Origin of the sequence: Streptomyces sp. ID05-39B, assembly GCF_033794725.1 — a bacterium.
Taxonomy (GTDB): Bacteria; Actinomycetota; Actinomycetes; order Streptomycetales; family Streptomycetaceae; genus Streptomyces; species Streptomyces bobili.
The window spans coordinates 1-16753 of the sequence record NZ_JARGEF010000078.1 but is presented as its reverse complement, the minus strand read 5'-3'; the positions used below and the strand labels follow the sequence as shown (position 1 = coordinate 16753).

At 68.5% G+C, this 16753-nt stretch carries 17 protein-coding genes and 1 pseudogene; 14 read left to right on the top strand and 4 right to left on the bottom strand.

What is annotated here, in order from left to right:
• Window positions 1–52 precede the first annotated feature (52 nt).
• The 11 genes from P1P75_RS18815 (at window position 53) to P1P75_RS18765 (ending at window position 10094) form a co-directional block, all read left to right on the top strand.
• Complete coding sequence (locus P1P75_RS18815) at window positions 53–1369, top strand: MraY family glycosyltransferase (RefSeq protein ID WP_319256744.1); 1317 nt, start codon at window positions 53–55, stop codon at window positions 1367–1369.
• Between the two features lie 319 nt (window positions 1370–1688).
• Window positions 1689–2135, top strand: coding sequence for a hypothetical protein (locus P1P75_RS18810; protein ID WP_319256742.1), 447 nt, complete (start codon window positions 1689–1691; stop codon window positions 2133–2135).
• 225 nt (window positions 2136–2360) lie between these two features.
• Window positions 2361–3182, top strand: a complete 822-nt coding sequence (atpB, locus tag P1P75_RS18805) for a F0F1 ATP synthase subunit A (protein ID WP_319256740.1) — start codon at window positions 2361–2363, stop codon at window positions 3180–3182.
• Between the two features lie 75 nt (window positions 3183–3257).
• On the top strand, window positions 3258–3488 hold the full coding sequence (atpE, locus tag P1P75_RS18800) for an ATP synthase F0 subunit C (RefSeq protein WP_009321656.1): 231 nt from the start codon (window positions 3258–3260) through the stop codon (window positions 3486–3488).
• Between the two features lie 41 nt (window positions 3489–3529).
• Window positions 3530–4075: a F0F1 ATP synthase subunit B gene (locus P1P75_RS18795; RefSeq protein WP_319256734.1), complete on the top strand. Its 546-nt coding sequence runs from the start codon at window positions 3530–3532 to the stop codon at window positions 4073–4075.
• Complete coding sequence (locus tag P1P75_RS18790; RefSeq protein WP_266462431.1) at window positions 4072–4887, top strand: F0F1 ATP synthase subunit delta; 816 nt, start codon at window positions 4072–4074, stop codon at window positions 4885–4887. The genes P1P75_RS18795 and P1P75_RS18790 overlap by 4 nt, the downstream gene beginning before the upstream one ends.
• A gap of 134 nt (window positions 4888–5021) precedes the next feature.
• Complete coding sequence (gene atpA / locus P1P75_RS18785) at window positions 5022–6611, top strand: F0F1 ATP synthase subunit alpha (protein WP_319256731.1); 1590 nt, start codon at window positions 5022–5024, stop codon at window positions 6609–6611.
• A gap of 21 nt (window positions 6612–6632) precedes the next feature.
• Window positions 6633–7550 (top strand): F0F1 ATP synthase subunit gamma, encoded by a 918-nt coding sequence (locus P1P75_RS18780; RefSeq protein ID WP_319256729.1) that lies wholly within the window; start codon window positions 6633–6635, stop codon window positions 7548–7550.
• Window positions 7550–8986, top strand: a complete 1437-nt coding sequence (atpD, locus tag P1P75_RS18775; protein ID WP_086770586.1) for a F0F1 ATP synthase subunit beta — start codon at window positions 7550–7552, stop codon at window positions 8984–8986. Before P1P75_RS18780 ends, atpD begins: the two co-directional genes overlap by 1 nt.
• Window positions 8987–9131: 145 nt before the next feature.
• Entirely contained in the window at window positions 9132–9506 is a 375-nt protein-coding gene (locus P1P75_RS18770; protein ID WP_210593804.1) for a F0F1 ATP synthase subunit epsilon, read from the top strand.
• 141 nt (window positions 9507–9647) lie between these two features.
• Window positions 9648–10094 carry a DUF2550 domain-containing protein gene (locus tag P1P75_RS18765; protein ID WP_086770584.1) on the top strand — a complete coding sequence of 149 codons (447 nt, stop codon included), beginning with the start codon at window positions 9648–9650 and terminating at the stop codon, window positions 10092–10094.
• Window positions 10095–10112: 18 nt separating this feature from the next.
• Here the strand turns inward: P1P75_RS18765 and P1P75_RS18760 are convergent, their stop codons facing one another.
• The 3 genes from P1P75_RS18760 to P1P75_RS18750 all read right to left on the bottom strand — a co-directional run bounded on the left by P1P75_RS18760 (window position 10113) and on the right by P1P75_RS18750 (window position 13989).
• Window positions 10113–11933 carry a glycoside hydrolase family 18 chitinase gene (locus P1P75_RS18760; protein ID WP_319256725.1) on the bottom strand — a complete coding sequence of 607 codons (1821 nt, stop codon included), beginning with the start codon at window positions 11931–11933 and terminating at the stop codon, window positions 10113–10115.
• Window positions 11934–12065: 132 nt separating this feature from the next.
• A complete protein-coding gene (locus P1P75_RS18755) occupies window positions 12066–12710 on the bottom strand; it encodes a response regulator transcription factor (RefSeq protein ID WP_319256723.1) in 645 nt (214 codons plus the stop codon).
• Between the two features lie 85 nt (window positions 12711–12795).
• The gene (locus P1P75_RS18750; RefSeq protein WP_319256721.1) at window positions 12796–13989 is read right to left on the bottom strand and encodes a histidine kinase; all 1194 of its coding nucleotides are present in this window, start codon (window positions 13987–13989) and stop codon (window positions 12796–12798) included.
• Window positions 13990–14141: 152 nt separating this feature from the next.
• On the opposite strand from P1P75_RS18750, the gene P1P75_RS18745 reads away from it, so the two are divergent.
• Window positions 14142–14744 (top strand): hypothetical protein, encoded by a 603-nt coding sequence (locus P1P75_RS18745; protein ID WP_319256719.1) that lies wholly within the window; start codon window positions 14142–14144, stop codon window positions 14742–14744.
• A gap of 7 nt (window positions 14745–14751) precedes the next feature.
• Here P1P75_RS18745 and P1P75_RS18740 read toward each other — a convergent pair whose 3' ends face one another.
• The gene (locus P1P75_RS18740) at window positions 14752–15339 is read right to left on the bottom strand and encodes a cob(I)yrinic acid a,c-diamide adenosyltransferase (protein ID WP_319256717.1); all 588 of its coding nucleotides are present in this window, start codon (window positions 15337–15339) and stop codon (window positions 14752–14754) included.
• A 458-nt stretch (window positions 15340–15797) separates the two neighbouring features.
• Between P1P75_RS18740 and P1P75_RS18735 the strand changes: the two genes are divergently transcribed.
• Together P1P75_RS18735 and P1P75_RS18730 are read left to right on the top strand one after the other, a co-directional pair.
• Entirely contained in the window at window positions 15798–16121 is a 324-nt protein-coding gene (locus P1P75_RS18735; RefSeq protein WP_086770578.1) for an STAS domain-containing protein, read from the top strand.
• Window positions 16122–16383: 262 nt separating this feature from the next.
• Window positions 16384–16753: pseudogene (locus P1P75_RS18730) on the top strand (hypothetical protein); the annotation flags it as partial.

Below are 16753 nucleotides of genomic sequence, written 5' to 3'. Positions count from 1 at the left end.
GCCTCGCTAGGGTGTGGTGCTCAGATGGCCAGCGAGACCTGTGGGGAAGCCCGTGCGTGAATACCTGCTGACGCTCTGCGTCACGGCCGCGGTGACGTATCTGCTGACAGGGCCGGTACGGAAGTTCGCGATCGCGGCGGGGGCCATGCCGGAGATCAGAGCACGGGACGTGCACCGGGAGCCCACTCCGCGGCTCGGCGGGATCGCGATGTTCTTCGGCCTGTGCGCGGGCCTGCTGGTCGCGTCCCACCTGACCAACCTCAACCAGGTCTTCGAGAAGTCGAACGAGCCGCGTGCCCTGCTCTCCGGAGCGGCCGTGATCTGGCTGATCGGCGTCCTGGACGACAAGTTCGAGATCGACGCCCTGATCAAGCTGGGCGCGCAGATGATCGCCGCGGGCGTGATGGTCATGCAGGGTCTGACGATCCTGTGGCTGCCGATCCCGAGCGTCGGCACGGTGGCGCTGACCCAGTGGCAGGGCACCCTGCTGACGGTGGCACTGGTCGTGATCACCATCAACGCGGTCAACTTCGTGGACGGTCTGGACGGCCTCGCCGCCGGCATGGTGTGCATCGCCGCCGCCGCGTTCTTCATGTACGCCTACCGCATCTGGTACTCGTACGGCATCGAGGCGGCGGCCCCGGCCACGCTGTTCGCCGCGATCCTGATGGGCATGTGCGTGGGCTTCCTGCCGCACAACATGCACCCGGCGCGGATCTTCATGGGCGACTCCGGCTCGATGCTGATCGGACTGGTGCTCGCCGCGGGCGCGATCTCCATCACCGGGCAGGTCGACCCGGACAACCTGTTCGGCGGGTCCGAGCGCAGCACCGTGCACGGGATGGTGCCGATCTACATCCCGCTGCTGATGCCGTTGACGATCATCGCGATCCCGGCCGCCGACCTGATCCTCGCCATCGTGCGCCGCACCTGGCGGGGTCAGTCGCCGTTCGCCGCCGACCGCGGGCATCTGCACCACCGGCTTCTGGAGGTCGGCCACTCGCACAGCCGCGCGGTGCTGATCATGTACTTCTGGTCGGCGCTGATCGCGTTCGGCACGCTCGCCTACTCGGTCAACTCGGCGTCCATGTGGATCGTCCTCGGTGTGGTGTTCCTGAGCGCGATCGGGCTCCTGCTGCTTCTGCTGCCGCGCTTCACGCCGCGCGCCCCGCGCTGGGCCGAGTCCTTCGTGCCGCCGCGCTACCGGCGCCGCAAGGTCCTTCCGGAGGCGGAGCAGGCCGTGGCGACGGAGGACGCCACGGGCGGCGTCCCGGCGGAGGAGCCCGAGCCGCGTACGCCGGTGGCCGTGGGGGTCTCGGGGGTCAACGGGGCGACCGCCGTGGGGTCCCGGTCGCGCACGGCAAGGTAAGAATCTGACGAGAGCATTGCCAAGTCGTGGGGAAACGGTGGGTGGGCAAAGTTGCCCATTACCAGACAAGTGATCCGCTGGCCTGCACAGACGCGCAGTGTCACTCTCATGTGTGACACCGGGCACACCATCCAGGTAAAGACCTCATCAAATAGTTTGTGATACGGTTCACGAGAACCCCGGATGGAGTCGAAGGACCGTAGTGCGACGGTCCATCGGTCGCGAGGACGGCGTGCGGTCTTTCGCCCCTCGGACGGGGACTACGCTCGTCCATGACGACACCCCTGCCCCCTTTGCCTTTGAAAGCGGAGTTGCCGCCATGCCGTCCAACGACGTCCGGATCCTGGCTCAGGCCGCCGTGCCCACGGTTGCCGTCGGCGCGATCGCCGCCGTCGTCAGCGGTGTGGTCGCGGGCGGCAAAGGTGCAATCGGGGCCGGCGTCGCGACGGTGCTGGTCATCCTCTTCATGGGTGTCAGCCTCTACGTCCTGCAGCGCATCGCCAAAACGCTTCCGCACCTGTTCCAGGGCATGGGCCTGCTGCTCTACGCGGCGCAGATCCTGCTCCTGTTCATCTTCATGGCGGCGTTCAAGAACACGACGCTTTTCCATCCCAAGGCGTTCGCGCTCACTCTGGTCGCCGGCACTCTGGCTTGGATCGGCGCTCAGACCTGGGCGCACATGAAGTCCAAGATCCTCTATGTCGAGCCCGACCCGAGCACTCCCACGAAGGGCGAGCAGTCCCACAAATCGGGGCACTCGTCGTGACGGGTAGGGCCGGGATAAAGACGCCTAAGAGATCCTGCTATCGTCCGGTGCCAACTGCGGCATCGCGGGCGCGGGCATCCGAGCTGACGCCTGCTCAATCGCGAGGCGAGATGCCCAAGAGCCGCCCCCACATCCGTAACACCAGTCCCGTGCCGAACTGCGGCCCTGCGCCGCGCCGACACAACGAGGTTGCCGTACACATGCGTCACGCTGAAGGAGCCCGCGGTGAGTGCTGACCCGACGCAGGTGCTCGCCTTCGAGACCGATTGCCACATCTTCGACGGTTGTGGCTTCCCCTCTCCCGGCCTGCACTCGTTCCTGTTCGAGCCCCTGTGGGGTGACGCGGACAGCAACGTGTACTTCAACAAGACGATGCTGCTGGCGCTCCTCGGCTCGATCGTCATCGTCGGCTTCTTCTGGGCTGCCTTCCGTAAGCCGAAGGTCGTTCCGGGCAAGCTTCAGATGGTGGCCGAGGCGGGTTACGACTTCATCCGCCGCGGTGTCGTCTACGAGACCATCGGCAAGAAGGAAGGCGAGAAGTATGTACCGCTCATCGTCTCGCTCTTCTTCTTCGTCTGGATGATGAATCTCTGGTCGATCATTCCGATCGCCCAGTTCCCGGTCACGTCGATCATTTCGTATCCGCTGGTTCTCGCGCTGATCGTCTACGTTCTGTGGGTCTCGCTGACCTTCAAGCGGCACGGATTCGTCGGCTTCTTCAAGAACGTCACCGGCTACGACAAGTCGCTCGGCCCGGTACTTCCGCTGGCCATGGGCATCGAGTTCTTCTCGAACCTGCTGATCCGCCCGTTCACGCACGCGGTGCGACTCTTCGCGAACATGTTCGCTGGTCACACCCTGCTGCTGCTCTTCACCATCGCGAGCTGGTACCTGCTGAACGGCATCGGCATCGCCTACGCGGGCGTCTCATTCGTCATGGTCGTTGTGATGACGGCCTTCGAGCTGTTCATCCAGGCGCTGCAGGCGTACGTGTTCGTCCTGCTGACCTGCACCTACATCCAGGGCGCGCTCGCCGAGCACCACTGAGCCACCCGTACCCGACCTCTCATAGCCGTCCGGTGGCCAACCCCCACCGGTCCGTAAAGAAAAGGAAGAACTGGCATGTCCCAGACCCTTGCTGCTGTCGAAGGCTCCCTCGGCTCCATCGGTTACGGCCTCGCCGCGATCGGCCCCGGCGTCGGCGTCGGCATCATCTTCGGTAACGGCACGCAGGCCCTCGCCCGGCAGCCCGAGGCGGCCGGTCTGATCCGCGCCAACCAGATCCTCGGCTTCGCCTTCTGTGAGGCGCTTGCCCTGATCGGTCTGGTCATGCCGTTCGTCTACGGCTACTGATCGCTGATCCGAGACCAGCCGACTAGACGAAAGGCATACACATGAGCCAACTGCTCATCGTGGCGGCCGAGGAGATGGAAAACCCCCTCGTCCCGCCGATCCCCGAGCTCGTCATCGGCCTCATCGCCTTCGTCATCGTCTTCGGCTTCCTCGCCAAGAAGCTCCTCCCGAACATCAACAAGGTTCTGGAAGAGCGCCGCGAGGCCATCGAGGGCGGTATCGAGAAGGCCGAGGCCGCGCAGACCGAGGCCCAGAGCGTGCTTGAGCAGTACAAGGCTCAGCTCGCCGAGGCCCGGCACGAGGCCGCGCGTCTGCGCCAGGAGGCGCAGGAGCAGGGTGCGACGCTCATCGCGGAGATGCGCGCCGAGGGCCAGCGGCAGCGCGAGGAGATCGTCGCCGCCGGTCACACCCAGATCGAGGCCGACCGCAAGGCCGCCTCGTCCGCGCTGCGCCAGGATGTCGGCAAGCTTGCCACCGTTCTGGCCGGCAAGCTCGTCGGCGAGTCCCTCGAGGACCACGCCCGCCAGAGCCGCGTCATCGACCGCTTCCTCGACGAGCTCGAGGAGAAGGCCGAGGCGTCGCGATGAACGGAGCGAGCCGCGAGGCCCTGGCAGCCGCACGCGAGCGTCTCGACGCGCTGACGGACAACACGTCCGTGGACGCGGCGCAGCTCGCCGCCGAGCTGGCGGCCGTCACCGCGCTGCTCCACCGCGAGGTGTCGCTGCGTCGGGTCCTCACCGACCCGGCGCAGGCCGGTGAGGCGAAGGCCGAGCTGGCCCAGCGCCTGCTCGGCAACCAGGTCAGCGGCCCCGCCGTCGATCTGGTCGCCGGTCTGGTGCGTTCCCGCTGGTCGCAGTCGCGCGACCTGGTGGACGCGCTGGAGCAGCTGGCGGACGCCGCGGACCTGACCGCCGCGCAGCAGGCCGGCACGCTCGACAACGTCGAGGACGAGCTGTTCCGCTTCGGGCGGATCGTCACCTCGAACACCGAGCTGCGCGCCGCACTGACCAGCCGGAAGGCCACCGCGCCGGCCAAGGGCGAGCTGCTGCGCAGCCTGCTCGGCGGTCGTGCGGACGCGGCCACCGAGCGTCTGGTGACGCGCCTTGTGACCGCGCCGCGAGGTCGTAGCCTGGAGGCGGGACTCGAGTCCCTGTCCAAGCTCGCCGCCGCGCGCCGGGACCGCATGGTGGCCGTCGTCACCTCGGCGGTACCGCTGAGCGACCCGCAGAAGCAGCGCCTGGGCGCCGCCCTCGCGAAGCTCTACGGCCGCACGATGCACCTCAACCTCGACGTGGACCCCGAGGTCCTGGGCGGGATCCGGGTGCAGGTCGGTGACGAGGTGATCAACGGCTCGCTCGCGGACCGTATCGAGGACGCCACCCGCCGCATGGCTGGCTAGCAGCAACTCAAGACCGCAGTACGAACTGATGGCGGCCCTGGTTGGGCCGTGCAGAGGATTCACCTCTTTCAGGGGGGAGTCCCCATCCCCCCAAAGTGAAACTTCGGGCCCAACAAGGAGAGCAGGGAACCCAGATGGCGGAGCTCACGATCCGGCCGGAGGAGATCCGGGACGCACTGGAGAACTTCGTCCAGTCGTACAAGCCGGACGCGGCCTCGCGCGAGGAGGTCGGTACGGTCAGCCTTGCCGGCGACGGCATCGCGAAGGTCGAGGGCCTTCCCTCGGCCATGGCCAACGAACTGCTGAAGTTCGAGGACGGCACCCTCGGTCTCGCCCTCAACCTCGAGGAGCGCGAGATCGGCTGCGTCGTCCTCGGCGAGTTCAGTGGCATCGAGGAGGGTCAGCCGGTCACGCGTACCGGTGAGGTCCTCTCGGTCGCGGTGGGCGAGGGATACCTCGGCCGCGTCGTCGACCCGCTCGGCAACCCGATCGACGGCCTCGGCGAGATCGAGACGTCCGGCCGCCGCGCCCTGGAGCTTCAGGCTCCGGGCGTCATGGCCCGTAAGTCGGTGCACGAGCCGATGGAGACCGGTTACAAGGCCGTCGACGCGATGACGCCGATCGGCCGTGGCCAGCGTCAGCTGATCATCGGTGACCGTCAGACCGGCAAGACCGCGCTGGCCGTCGACACGATCATCAACCAGCGTGACAACTGGCGCTCCGGCGACGTGAAGAAGCAGGTCCGCTGCGTCTACGTCGCCATCGGCCAGAAGGGCTCGACCATCGCCTCCGTGCGTGGCGCCCTCGAAGAGGCCGGCGCGCTGGAGTACACGACCATCGTCGCCGCTCCGGCGTCCGACCCGGCCGGCTTCAAGTACCTGGCGCCGTACACCGGTTCGGCCATCGGTCAGCAGTGGATGTACGAGGGCAAGCACGTCCTCATCATCTTCGACGACCTTTCGAAGCAGGCCGACGCCTACCGCGCCGTGTCGCTGCTGCTGCGCCGTCCGCCGGGCCGCGAGGCCTACCCGGGCGACGTCTTCTACCTGCACTCCCGCCTGCTGGAGCGCTGCGCGAAGCTCTCCGACGAGCTGGGCGCCGGCTCGATGACCGGTCTGCCGATCGTCGAGACGAAGGCCAACGACGTCTCGGCGTTCATCCCGACCAACGTCATCTCCATCACCGACGGCCAGTGCTTCCTGGAGTCGGACCTGTTCAACGCCGGTCAGCGCCCCGCGCTGAACGTCGGTATCTCCGTCTCCCGAGTCGGTGGTTCCGCGCAGCACAAGGCGATGCGACAGGTTTCCGGCCGTCTGCGCCTCGACCTCGCCCAGTACCGTGAGCTGGAGGCCTTCGCCGCCTTCGGTTCCGACCTGGACGCCGCGTCGAAGTCCCAGCTGGAGCGCGGTCAGCGCCTGGTCGAGCTGCTCAAGCAGGCTCAGTACCAGCCGATGGCCACCGAGGACCAGGTCGTCTCCATCTGGGCCGGTACCACCGGCAAGATGGACGAGGTGCCGGTGGGCGACGTGCGCCGCTTCGAGAAGGAGCTGCTGGAGTACCTGCACCGCAAGGAGCAGGGCCTCATGACCTCCATCAAGGAGGGTGCCAAGATGTCCGAGGACACCCTCATCGCCATTGCCGACGCGATCGCCGAGTTCAAGAAGCAGTTCGAGACCTCGGACGGCAGGCTTCTCGGCGAGGACGCCCCGGCCGCGGCCAAGTGACGTAAGGAAGGGACCTGACTCATGGGAGCCCAGCTCCGGGTCTACAAGCGTCGCATCCGATCCGTCACCGCGACCAAGAAGATCACCAAGGCGATGGAGATGATCGCCGCCTCGCGTGTCGTCAAGGCGCAGCGCAAGGTGGCGGCCTCGAAGCCGTACGCGTCCGAGCTCACCCGCGCGGTCACGGCGGTGGGTACCGGATCGAACACGAAGCACCCGCTGACCACGCAGGCCGAGACGGTCGTGCGGTCCGCGGTGCTGCTCCTGACGAGCGACCGTGGTCTCGCGGGTGCCTTCAACTCCAACGCGATCAAGGCCGCGGAGCAGCTGACGGCGCGCCTCGAGGCGGAGGGCAAGCAGGTCGACACGTACATCGTCGGCCGGCGTGGTCTCGCCCACTACAACTTCCGTGAGCGCAAGGTCGCGGAGTCGTGGTCGGGCTTCACGGACGAGCCGACGTACGCGGACGCCAAGAAGGTCGCGGCCCCCCTCATCGAGGCCATCGAGAAGGAGACGGCGGACGGTGGTGTGGACGAGCTCCACATCGTGTTCACCGAATTCGTGTCGATGATGACGCAGACGGCACTCAGTGACCGTCTGCTGCCGCTCAGCCTCGAAGAGGTGGCCCAGGAGTCCGCGGCGAAGGACGAGATCCTTCCGCTGTACGACTTCGAGCCGTCGGCGGAGGACGTCCTCGACGCCCTGCTGCCCCGGTATGTCGAGAGCCGCGTGTACAACGCGCTGCTTCAGTCGGCCGCCTCGAAGCACGCCGCCACGCGGCGCGCGATGAAGTCGGCCACCGACAACGCCGGAGAGCTGATCGAGACGCTCTCCCGCCTTGCCAACGCGGCCCGCCAGGCCGAAATCACCCAGGAAATCAGCGAGATCGTCGGTGGCTCTGCAGCCCTGGCCGACGCGACCGCGGGGAGTGACAAGTAATGACGACGACAGTTGAGACGGCCGTTGCCACGGGCCGCGTCGCCCGGGTCATCGGCCCGGTCGTCGACGTGGAATTCCCCGTCGACGCCATGCCGGAGATCTACAACGCCCTTCACGTCGAGGTGGCCGACCCGGCCCTCGCCGGCGAGAAGAAGACGCTGACCCTGGAGGTCGCCCAGCACCTGGGTGACGGCCTGGTCCGCACCATCTCCATGCAGCCCACCGACGGTCTGGTCCGCCAGGCCGCGGTCACCGACACCGGCACGGGCATCTCCGTCCCGGTCGGCGACTTCACCAAGGGCAAGGTGTTCAACACCCTCGGTGAGGTGCTGAACGTCGACGAGCAGTACGAGGGCGAGCGCTGGACCATCCACCGCAAGGCCCCCAACTTCGACGAGCTCGAGTCGAAGACCGAGATGTTCGAGACCGGCGTCAAGGTCATCGACCTGCTGACCCCGTACGTCAAGGGCGGCAAGATCGGTCTGTTCGGCGGTGCCGGCGTCGGCAAGACGGTGCTCATCCAGGAGATGATCTACCGCGTCGCCAACAACCACGACGGTGTCTCCGTGTTCGCCGGTGTCGGTGAGCGCACTCGTGAGGGCAACGACCTCATCGAGGAGATGGCCGAGTCGGGCGTCATCGACAAGACCGCCCTGGTCTTCGGTCAGATGGACGAGCCCCCGGGCACCCGTCTGCGCGTGGCCCTTGCCGGTCTGACCATGGCGGAGTACTTCCGCGATGTGCAGAAGCAGGACGTGCTGTTCTTCATCGACAACATCTTCCGCTTCACCCAGGCCGGTTCCGAGGTCTCGACCCTGCTCGGCCGGATGCCCTCCGCGGTGGGTTACCAGCCGAACCTGGCCGACGAGATGGGTCTCCTCCAGGAGCGCATCACCTCGACCCGTGGTCACTCGATCACCTCGATGCAGGCGATCTACGTCCCCGCGGACGACCTGACCGACCCGGCCCCGGCCACCACCTTCGCCCACCTCGACGCGACGACGGTTCTCTCCCGTCCGATCTCCGAGAAGGGCATCTACCCGGCCGTGGACCCGCTGGACTCCACGTCCCGCATCCTGGACCCCCGCTACATCGCGGCGGACCACTACAACACCGCGATGCGCGTCAAGACGGTCCTGCAGAAGTACAAGGACCTTCAGGACATCATCGCGATCCTCGGTATCGACGAGCTGGGCGAGGAGGACAAGCTCACCGTCCACCGTGCCCGTCGCGTGGAGCGCTTCCTGTCCCAGAACACCCACGTCGCCAAGCAGTTCACCGGCGTCGACGGGTCGGACGTCCCGCTGGACGAGTCGATCACCGCGTTCAACGCGATCATCGACGGTGACTACGACCACTTCCCGGAGCAGGCATTCTTCCTGTGCGGTGGTATCGAGGACCTGAAGAAGAACGCGAAGGAGCTGGGCGTCTCCTGACCTGAGGACCGGTCGGTCCAAAGATCTGAGATCCGAGATCTGAGTTCGTGAGAGGGGGCGGGGTCGTCCCGCCCCCTCTTCCACGCCTACTAGACTTGTAACCAACACCCGGCAGACCCGCCGGGTGGTGACCCGAGGAGCCACCTTGGCTGCTGAGCTGCACGTCGCGCTGGTCGCGGCCGACCGAGAGGTCTGGTCCGGCGAGGCCACCCTGGTCGTCGCGCGCACCACGTCCGGCGACATCGGCGTCATGCCCGGTCACCAGCCGCTGCTCGGTGTGCTGGAGTCGGGCCCGGTGACCATCCGTACGAGTGACGGTGGGACGGTCGTCGCCGCTGTGCACGGCGGTTTCATCTCGTTCGCCGACAACAAACTGTCGCTGCTGGCCGAGATCGCCGAGCTGTCGGACGAGATCGACGTCCAGCGCGCCGAGCGCGAGCTCGAGCGTGCGAAGGCGGAGGGCGACGCCTCCGCCGAGCGCCGCGCGGACGTACGACTGCGTGCGGCGGCGGCGAGCTGAGACAGCTCGCCGTGTGATGACGTCACTCAGCCGCGGTTGGCACCGGAGCGATCCGGAGCCGACCGCGGCTGAGGCAGATCTGGATGTTTTTTCCGTTCCGTTACCTGTTTCGGTACCTAGGAGACGAGGAGGTCGGTGTCGATGGTCCTCGCTCTGACTGTGTGCGGAATCGTCGTGGCCCTGGTGGCGCTGGGGTTGTTCGTCTTCGGCCTGCGCCGCAGACTCATCCAGCGCTCCGGCGGGACCTTCGACTGTTCCCTGCGCTGGGACGTCCCCGAGAAGACGGATACGAGCGGAAAAGGCTGGAGCTACGGGGTAGCCCGCTACAACGGCGACCGCATCGAGTGGTACCGGGTCTTCTCCTACGCCTACCGCCCGCGCCGGGTGCTGGAGCGCGCCTCCATCGAGGTGGCCGGCCGCCGGCTGCCCGAGGGGGAGGAGGAGCTGGCGCTGCTGTCCGACGCGATCATCCTCACCTGTGTGCACCGGGGCACGCGTCTTGAGCTGGCGATGAGCGAAGACGCGCTGACCGGTTTTCTCGCGTGGCTCGAGGCAGCCCCGCCCGGTCAGCGCGTCAATGTCGCCTAGGTCTGGTGCGAACGGCTCCTACAGGCCGCTGTTGATGGCGCTCACGAGTTCACCGTTGCTGGTGTCGCCGCTGAACTCCCAGAAGAAGGCGCCGCCGAGGCCCTGGTTCTTGGCCCAGGTCATCTTTCCGGCGATCGTCGACGGGGTGTCGTAGGACCACCAGTTGGTGCCGCAGTGCGCGTAGGCCGTGCCGGCGATGGTGCCGGTGGCGGGGCAGGAGTTCTTGAGAACCTTGTAGTCCTCGATGCCGGCCTCGTAGGTGCCGGGGGCCGCGCCGGTCGCCGTGCCGCCGGGGGCGGACTGGGTGACGCCGGTCCAGCCGCGGCCGTAGAAGCCGATGCCGAGGAGCAGTTTGGCGGAGGGGACGCCCTTCGCCTTGAGCTTGGCGATCGCGTCGGCGGAGTTGAAGCCCGCGGCCGGGATGCCGGCGTACGAGGTGAGCGGGGAGTGCGGGGCGGTCGGGCCGTCCTTGTCGAAGGCGCCGAAGTAGTCGTAGGTCATCACGTTGTACCAGTCGAGGTACTGGGCGGCGCCGCCGTAGTCGGCCGCGTCGATCTTGCCGCCGGAGGAGCCGTCGGCGGTGATGGCCGCGGTGACCAGGTAGTTCGCGCCGAACTCGGTGCGCAGCGCCTGGGACAGGGTGCGGAAGGCGGCCGGGCCGGAGGTGTCGCAGGTCAGGCCGCAGGCGTTCGGGTACTCCCAGTCGATGTCGATGCCGTCGAAGACGTCGGCCCAGCGGGGGTCCTCCACGACGGCCTTGCAGGACTTGGCGAACGCGGTGGCGTTGGCCGCGGCCTGGCCGAAGCCGCCGGAGTAGGTCCAGCCGCCGAAGGAGTACAGCACCTTGATGTGCGGGTACTTCGCCTTGAGCTGGCGGAGCTGGTTGAAGTTGCCGCGCAGCGGCTGGTCCCAGGTGTCGGCGGTGCCGCTGACGGACTGGTCGGCGGTGTACGCCTTGTCATAGGCGGCGTAGGTGTCGTCGACGGTGCACTGACCGTTCTTGACGTTGCCGAACGCGTAGTTGATGTGGGTGATCTTCGCGGCGGAGCCGGAGGTCACCAGGTTCTTGACGTGGTAGTTGCGGCCGTAGACGCCCCACTCGGTGAAGTAGCCGAGCTTGACCTTGTCGCCGGTGGGCGGCGGGTCGGTGGTGCCGCCGGTGGTGCGTACGGCGCGGGCGCCGCTGACCGGGCCGCTCTGGTCGGCGGTGTCGCGGGCCTGCACGGTGTAGGAGTAGTCGGTGCCGGCGGTGAGGCCCGTGTCGGTGTACGAGGTGGTCGTCACCGTGGCGACCTTGGTGCCGCCGCGCAGGACGTCGTAGTTCTTGACGCCCTTGTCGTCGGTGGCGGCGCCCCAGGCCAGCTTCACCGAGGTGTTGGTGATCTCGGAGGCGGTGGGGGTGCCCGGTGCGGTGGGGGCCGCGTCGCCCGGGACCGAGGTGCCGTCGCAACTGCCGCCGTTGAGCTTGCAGTGGGAGGGGGAGCCGGTGCCGGCGCCGTTGAAGCCGAAGGAGACGGAGGCGCCGGGGGCCAGCGAGCCGTTCCAGGACTTGTTCTTGGCGGTCCAGTGGGTGCCGGCGGAGGTGACGTCGGCGTCCCAGGCGGAGGTGACGGACGTGCCGGAGGGGAAGTCCCACTCGACGGTCCAGGAGCTGATGGTCGTGGTGCCGGTGTTCTTCACCGTCCACTTGCCCTCGAAGCCGGTGCCCCAGTCGGAGGGCTTGGCGTAGGTGGCGGTGGCGGATGTCGCCGCCTGGGCCGGGCTCGCGAGGCCGACCAGACCGGCCAGGGGAAGCAGCAGGGTCGCGAGACCTGCCACGGCCTTGTGTCTGAAGCGCATGCAGCGCCTCCTCTGTGAAGGAGCGGGGTGGGGTGTGACTGAGCCTTCACACCCACGGTGCCGCGAGAATAGAAAGGTCTGGACCACAGGTCAATAGGTCTGGACCACTTCGCGGTACACGGTTTCCAGGCGTTACTGGATCCCCAACTCCTGTGCGAGTACCGCGGCTTGGACCCGGCTGCGCAGTTCCAGCTTGCCCAGCAGACGGCTGACGTGCGTCTTCACCGTCGCCTCCGCCATGTCCAGCCGCGCCGCGATCCCCGCGTTGGACAGCCCCTCGCCGAGACAGACCAGCACCTCGCGTTCACGCCGGGTCAGCGACTCCAGCACCGCCGGATCGGCCCTCGGCCCCGGCGCCGGGCTCGCGGCGAACTCCGCGATGAGCCGGCGCGTGACGGCCGGCGCCACCACGCCTTCGCCGCGCGCGACCGTACGGACCGCCTCGATCAGGTCCTTCGCCTCGGTGTTCTTCAGCAGGAACCCGGCCGCGCCCGCCCGCAGCGCCCCGAAGACGTACTCGTCGAGGTCGAAGGTGGTCAGCACCAGCACGTCGGCCAGCCCCTCCTCGACCACCTTCCGGGTCGCCGACACCCCGTCGAGCCGCGGCATCTGTACGTCCATCAGCACCACGTCCGGCCGCAGCTCGCGGGCCAGCGCCACCGCCCGCTCCCCGTCGGCCGCCTCGCCGACCACCTCCACGCCGGGGGCGCTGCGCAGGATGAGGACCAGACCGGCGCGGACGGCGGACTGGTCCTCGGCGACGAGGACGCGGATCATGCGGGTCTCCTTCGGCGGTGGGGAGGGTGGGGTGGTCATGCGTGGGCGGGTGTCATTGCGGACGTGGGCCATGTGCGGGCCGGTGTCATTGTGGACGGTCCTCCTCGGTGACGGGCAGCGAGGCGCGGACGGTCCACAGCGGGCCCTCGGGGCCGGCCGCGTCCTCGGGGCCGGCCGCGAAGGTCCCGCCCAGCAGCGAGGTGCGCTCCCGCATCCCGACCAGCCCGGCCCCGGAACCGGGCGCGCGGGGCCCGTCCCGGTGGCCGTACGGGCTGGTGACCCCGATGTCGAGCAGCCCGTCCCGGCGGGCGAGGGTGACGGTGACCGGACCCGGCGAGGCATGCTTGAGGGCGTTGGTCAGCGACTCCTGGACGATGCGGTAGGCGGCCAGTTCGACCGGGGTGGGCACCTTGCCGTGGCCGGCGCGCAGGGTGACGTCGAGGCCGTTGGCGCGGGCACCCTCGACCAGGTCGCCGAGTCCGTCGAGGGTGGGGGCGGCGGCCGGTTCCCGGTCCCCGCTGCCGTCGCGCAGGATGCCGATCAGCCGCCGCATCTCCGCCAGCCCCTCCACACTGTTCTCCCGGATCACCGCGAGCGCCTCCTTCGAGGTGTCCGGGTCGTCCAGGGAGAGCGCGGCCGTGGAGTGGATGGCGATCGCCGACAGATGGTTGGCGACCATGTCGTGCAGTTCGCGGGCCATCCGGGCGCGTTCGGCCGTGACCGCCTGGGTGCGGTCCATCTCGGCGAGCAGCGCCGTCTGTTCGGCCCGCAGCCGGGCGGCCACGGCGGCGTCGCGATGATTGCGGACGATCAGACCGGTGGACCCCGGCGCGAACGAGACGACGCCGACGGCCACCCCGATCAGCAACGCCTCGGGCACCCGCCAGACGGCGAACGGCACGACCGTCGCCGCCACCGTCAGCAGCCCGGTGATCCACGGGATCCGCCGGGCCGAGGCGGGCGTGCCGTACAGCACGGCCGCGTACACGAGGTCGGTGAACATGATCAGCGTGACGACGCTGCCCTGGGTGACCGTGTCCAGGGTGAGGGCGGCCGTGCCGGCCAGCAGCGCGGTGCGCGGGGCGGAACGGCGCAGCAGCTCGCAGCCGGCCATCAGCAGCAGCGGCAGCAGGATCGGCCAGCGGCCGTCGAACAGCACGATCGGCTCGTCGGCCGGGCGGGTACCCAGGCCGATGCCCCACAGCAGCAGCCCGCCGAGCAGTCCGCCGGTGGCTACGGCCACGTCGAACCGGTGCGGGCGGGGGAGTCGGACGGCCATGAACTCATCCAACACGGCCCGCGAGTCCGCCGCCTTGTGCCCGGGAACGGTTTCGAACTGCATCTTTCGATGTACCGGAGGTTCGTCACCGGCGACGACGAACCGGGCCGTCCCGCACGGGAGCCTGAAAGGGTGACCGAGAGGAGCGAACCGTGATCGTCTGGTTGATCGCCGCCTGTGAGATCGGCTTCTGGGTGCTGCTGGCACTGGGACTGGCCGTCCGTTACCTGCTCAGGTGGCGGCGGACCAGTGTGGTGCTGCTGCTGTGCGAGCCGGTGCTGGAACTCGTCCTGTTCGTCGTGACGGCGATCGACCTGCGCAACGGCGCGGAACCCGGCTGGGAGCACGGCCTGGCGGCGCTGTACATCGGGTACACCGTCGCCTTCGGTCACTACACGATCCGCTGGATCGACGGCCACGCCGCCCACCGCCTCGGCGGCGGCCCGCCCCCGCCGAGGCCACCCCGCTACGGCCGCGCCCGCGCCCTGCACGAGGCGAAGCTGTGGCTGCGCGCCGTGTTCGGGGCAGCCGTCGCCCTGGCCCTGCTGCAGTGCGCCGTCTGGTACGTCGGCGACTCCGGCGACGTCAGCTCCCTGCGCGCGTTCCAGGGGACGGCCCTGCGCGTGGTCGGCATCTACGGCCTCATCGCCCTGTCGTACACGGTCTGGCCCCGCAAGGCCCCGGCGGGCGCCGGGACGGACGAGGACGCGCCCGGCGAGGACCGGACGCCGACCACCTCCACGGGAAGCCGCTAGCGGACGCTCAGCGTTCCCCGCCGGGGACCCAGAGCACGTCGCCCACTTCCTTGTTGGCCGTGCGGGCCAGGATGAAGAGCAGGTCCGACAGGCGGTTGAGGTAGGTCGCGGTGAGGGGGTTCATGCTGCCGTTCCCTCCCTCGCCGCCGTGCGCCTCCAGCGCCGCCCAGGTCGAGCGTTCGGCGCGGCGGACCACCGTGCACGCCTGGTGCAGCAGGGCCGCGCCGGGCGTGCCGCCGGGCAGGATGAAGGACCGCAGCTTCTCCAACTCCGCGTTGAAGCGGTCGCAGTCGGCCTCCAGCTTGTCGATGTAGAACTGCTCGACCCGCAGCGGCGGGAAGTCCGGCTTCTCCACCACCGGGGTCGACAGGTCCGCGCCCACGTCGAACAGGTCGTTCTGGACGCGGATGAGGACCTTGACGACGCTCTCGTCGAGCCCGCCCAGTGCGATCGCCGTACCGATGACCGCGTTCGCTTCGTTCGCGTCCGCGTACGCCGCGATGCGCAGGTCGGTCTTGCCGACCCGGCTCATGTCGCCGAGGGCCGTGGTGCCCTGGTCGCCGGTCCTGGTGTAGATGCGCGTCAGATTGACCATGCCGCCAATCTAGACCGTCCTCGGCGCCGCGCACCGTGCCGTCCGTCACGGGTGCCGGGCGCTGTCCGCGGGCCCGTATAGGAGGGGTCAATCGGCGCGAATCCGGCAGGAATTGACGACGTGATCGGCGTCTCACGCCCTGAGACGTGAAACGCGTTACTAACCGGTCACACAGCGCCTCACGCCCGCTAGTCTCCCGCCGAGAGCCATATGGAGGGGAGTTCGCTCCACCGGTTCGGAATGCGCCGGATGGTTGACGCCGGTGACATCGGACGTCAGAGCGGGCAGGGCTTCTGCAAGCGCTGAAACCGCACACGCCCCACAGGCCTCACCCCTGCGGGTGAATTCGGTATCGGTTCGCTCACAGACGGCAACCTCCGACCGCTTCACGCAGTCAGACGATGCAACACCGGACATTCACCACCGCGGAGCACGAGACGCACGCTTAGGGGAGCGCTATGCACATCAGGGGCGACCACGTCGAGCTGGCCGTCGGGGGCCGCCTCGACGTCCGCAGCGCGGCGGACGCCCGTACGGTCCTGCACACGGCGGTCGACGACGGCGTCGGCGACCTGGTGCTCGACCTGTCCGAACTCGACTCCTGGGACGCCACCGGACTCGGCGTCATCATGGGCGCCCACCGCCGGGCGGGCCGCTGCGGCCGCCGCCTGGTCCTGCGCGACGTACCACCCCAGATGCAGCGCCTGCTGGTGGCCACCCGACTGCACCGGATCCTCGCGATCGAGGGCGGCATCGGAGTGGAGTCCCTCCCGCGCGTGTGAGACACGTCGGTCAGCGGCTGGGCGAAAGGCGCGTTCACGAGGTGGGCAAACCTCACATCCGCGACGCGCGCAATCCTCACCGGACCGTGACGTCTCGGACGGCGCGGCACCCCGGGCTGTCGTAGATACTGTGCGAAGGTTTACGGTTCGTCTGCCCGCGCCCGCAGCCCTCGAGCGGGCACCGGACCAGAAGCGACAGCAAAGTGTGCAGCGAGGCCGGGAGGGGCTGTCTCCACACCACGCTTTTTGGGGGGCTTGACCTATGGACCCGACGCACCGGGCACCCGAGGAGTACGGCGGTGAGGCCGACGGCCACGCGCCGCGCCCGCGTCCCTCCAGGGACCCCCTCACACCCGACTTCGGACAGCACACGCCGGCTCTCGCCCGCACCGTGCGCGTCGTCGCCGGCGAGCACGTCCTCACCGTCAACCCGGTCGACGGCAGTGAGATCGAGCTCTCCCCGCCCACGGAGCGGCCCGGACGCCCCGCCAAGCGCACCGCCGAGGACCGCGCCGAGGCCGACCACGCGGCCCAGCCCCCTGCTTTTAAAACACCTCTACGCCGCCGCCGAAACCAAAAAGTTAGAATCAGGGGGACGCCCGAAGTCAAAAAAAAAAAAAAAAAAAAAAAAA